Annotated in this window: 3 protein-coding genes; all 3 read left to right on the top strand. The window is 39.7% G+C overall.

Annotation, left to right across the window (positions count from 1 at the left end; genetic code table 11):
• Positions 1-318 precede the first annotated feature (318 nt).
• The 3 genes from H6F92_RS00525 to H6F92_RS00515 are packed head-to-tail and all read left to right on the top strand — an operon-like array spanning position 319 to position 3281.
• Positions 319-885 carry a nicotinate-nucleotide adenylyltransferase gene (locus H6F92_RS00525; protein ID WP_190356413.1) on the top strand — a complete coding sequence of 189 codons (567 nt, stop codon included), beginning with the start codon at positions 319-321 and terminating at the stop codon, positions 883-885.
• A complete protein-coding gene (locus H6F92_RS00520) occupies positions 882-1610 on the top strand; it encodes an NUDIX hydrolase (RefSeq protein WP_190356412.1) in 729 nt (242 codons plus the stop codon). The genes H6F92_RS00525 and H6F92_RS00520 overlap by 4 nt, the downstream gene beginning before the upstream one ends.
• A 12-nt stretch (positions 1611-1622) precedes the next feature.
• The gene (locus H6F92_RS00515) at positions 1623-3281 is read left to right on the top strand and encodes an NAD+ synthase (protein WP_190356411.1); all 1659 of its coding nucleotides are present in this window, start codon (positions 1623-1625) and stop codon (positions 3279-3281) included.
• Positions 3282-3402 lie beyond the last annotated feature (121 nt).

The raw sequence follows: 3402 nt of genomic DNA, 5'->3' as shown, positions 1-3402 counted from the left end.
AACAGAGTAAATCTGTTAAGGCAGGTGCGAAAAATCCTTCGGGAAAGAAGCAGAAACCCAAATCGTGAGGTTTGGGAATCGCCGTCCGTTTTACGGCGGCGAGGATGTCAATGAGTTTCTATCTATTTTGCCTTCTCATCTCTTTATCTGACAACGCCTAGTATTAAGTGGCAAGTTCGGAGCTTTCTTGTCACTGATTACTGATCACTGATCCTCTTGCTCTATTTTGGTAAAATCAACTATAATGGGGAGAAGTTAATTTTTGCCAAGCTTGAGCAGAGTTAAACTAATCCCTCAGTGAGCAAGCAATTGAATCCTATGCTTAAAATTGCCCTTTTTGGAACCAGTGCCGATCCTCCCACTGCCGGTCATCAAGCCATACTAAAATGGTTATCGGAACAATACGATATTGTTGCGGTTTGGGCTGCCGATAATCCCTTTAAAAATCATCAAACCAGTCTCGAACATCGTCTGAGGATGTTAAATTTGCTCATCCGGGATATTCAAACCCCAAGGGATAATATACAACTACGACGAGAATTAAGCGATCAACGTAGCTTAATTAGTGTGGAAAAAGCGCAAACAATTTGGGGAGAACAGGAGGAATATACCCTAGTCATTGGTTCTGATTTAGCGGGACAAATTAGGCACTGGTATCGCAGCCAAGAATTACTAGAAAAAGTCAAAATTCTCGTGATTCCTCGTCCCGGTTATCCTATTAACCAAGATGATATTGAACAACTGCAAACATTAGGGGGTGATTGTCTGATTGCCGATGTCTTTGCTCCGGCTGTATCCTCAACAGATTATCGAGAAAAAGGCGATAAACAGGCTGTTCCCGCACCGATTAAAGATTATATCGAAGGTCAAAAACTTTACCCATGAAACCGCTAAATACCCTAGCTAATAAATCTCTAGCTGATTTTAAAGTCGGAGTTGATAACGTGATCTTTTCCGTTGATACCCAATTAAATCGGCTGCTAGTGCTTCTGATTAAAAGACGGGAAGAACCCTTTAGTAATTACTGGAGTTTACCCGGGACTTTAGTGAGAAATGGGGAATCACTGGAAACGGCAGCCTATCGAATTTTAGCCGAGAAAATTAGCGTCAATAATCTCTATCTGGAACAGTTATATACTTTTGGCAGTCCAGAGGGAGATTCCCCGGCAGCGGCCGAGAGTTTTGGGAAACGTTATCTATCGGTGAGTTACTTCGCTTTAGTGCGGTTTGAAGAAGCAAAGTTAATCACTGAACGGGATTATAATATCACTTGGTATATGATTGATAAAGTGCCAGATTTAGCCTTTAATCACGGTCAAATTTTGGAATATGGCTGGCGAAGATTACGCAATAAAGTAGAATATAGTCCCGTCGCTTTTGAGGTTTTACCAGAATTATTTACTTTAAATGATCTTTATCAATTTTATGAGACAATTTTAGGTAAAAATTTTAGTGATTATTCTAACTTCAGAAATCGGCTATTGAAATTAGGATTTCTCAAGGATATGGGTTTAAAAGTCTCGCGTGGTGCCGGTCGTCCCGCTAGTTTATATCGCTTTGATGAAAAAGCTTTTGCTCCCTTTAAAGAGCAACCGTTAGTTTTTGTTTAAATAGGAAAAAATATGAGAATTGCTATCGCTCAATTAAATCCCATTGTTGGAGATATCGAAGGAAATGCCCAAAGAATTTTAGAGGCTGCTCAAACAGCATTTAATCAGGGAGCAGAATTACTTTTAACCCCGGAATTATCCCTCTGTGGTTATCCTCCCAGAGACTTGTTATTAAATCTGGGTTTTGTGGAGAAAATGTCTCGACAATTGCAATTATTGTCCCAACAATTACCAGAAAAGTTAGCCGTCTTAGTCGGTTTTGTCGAAAAAAATCCCTCGGCAACGGTCAGAGGAGAAAAGCCGTTATTTAATAGCATAGCTTTGTTAAAAAGTCAAGAGATTAAACAAATTTTTACTAAACGTTTATTGCCTACCTACGATGTTTTTGATGAGGATCGTTACTTTGCTTCTGGGAAAGAAAGTCAATATTTTCAACTAACAGAAAATAATGTAAAAATCGGTGTAACTATCTGTGAAGATGTTTGGAATGATGAACAATTTTGGGGTCAACGTCAATACGCGGTTAATCCCATCGCCGATTTAGCTAATTTAGGAGTGGATTTAATCGTTAATCTTTCCGCTTCTCCCTACAGTGTCGGTAAGCAAAAATTGCGAGAATCTTTATTATCCCATAGTGCCACTAGATATAATTTACCTATAGTTTATGTCAATCAAGTGGGAGGTAATGATGATTTAATTTTTGATGGTGACAGCGTGGCTTTTAACCGACAAGGAGAAGTGATTTATCGCGCCCAAGCATTTACTTCTAGCCTAGAATTAATCGAGTTTAATCAAGATTTGTTACCCGCAGTTATTCATCCTTTACCCGTCGATGAAGATGAGGAAATTTATCGAGCCTTAGTCTTAGGAGTGCGAGATTATGTGAAGAAATGCGGTTTTAAACGGGTAATTTTCGGCTTGAGTGGTGGCATTGATTCCAGTTTAGTTGCCGCTATTGCCAGCGACGCATTAGGTAAAGAAAATGTTCTCGCTGTGATGATGCCTTCTCCCTATAGTTCCGACCATTCCATTAGCGATGCGGTGGCTTTAGTTAATAATTTAGGTATCAAAAGTGAGAAGTTAGCAATTCAGGAAATTATGACCGCTTATGATCAACTTTTAGATGGTCTTTTCGCGGGGACTGATTTCGGTATTGCTGAAGAAAATCTTCAGTCACGCATTCGCGGTAATTTATTGATGGCTCTCTCTAATAAATTCGGACATTTACTATTATCCACTGGCAATAAATCAGAAATGGCGGTGGGATATTGCACTCTCTACGGTGATATGAATGGTGGTTTAGCAGTGATTGCTGATGTGCCGAAAACCAGGGTTTATTCCCTCTGTCGCTGGTTAAATCGGCGCGGGGAAATTATTCCCCTCAATGTGATTAATAAAGCTCCTAGTGCTGAATTAAAACCCAATCAGAAGGATCAAGATTCTTTACCTCCCTACGAGATTTTAGATGCTATTTTAGCACTATTAATCGATCGCCATCAATCCGCCGAACAAATTATCGCCGCCGGCTTTGAGCCAGAAATTGTGCAGAAAGTGATTAAATTAGTTAAAAATGCCGAATTTAAGCGCAAACAAGCCCCCCCAGTCCTAAAAATTAGCGATCGCGCTTTTGGCACCGGTTGGCGAATGCCCATCGCTAGTCGCTGGGGTTAGGGGGTTTTTCAGTTATCAGTTATCAGTTATCAGTTATCAGTTATCAGTTATCAGTTATCAGTTATCAGTTATCAGTTATCAGTTATCAGTTATCAGTTATCAGTTATCAGTTATCAGTTAT

Source organism: Microcystis wesenbergii FACHB-1317, assembly GCF_014696875.1.
GTDB lineage: Bacteria > Cyanobacteriota > Cyanobacteriia > Cyanobacteriales > Microcystaceae > Microcystis > Microcystis wesenbergii_A.
This window is presented reverse-complemented; position numbering and strand designations above follow the sequence as displayed.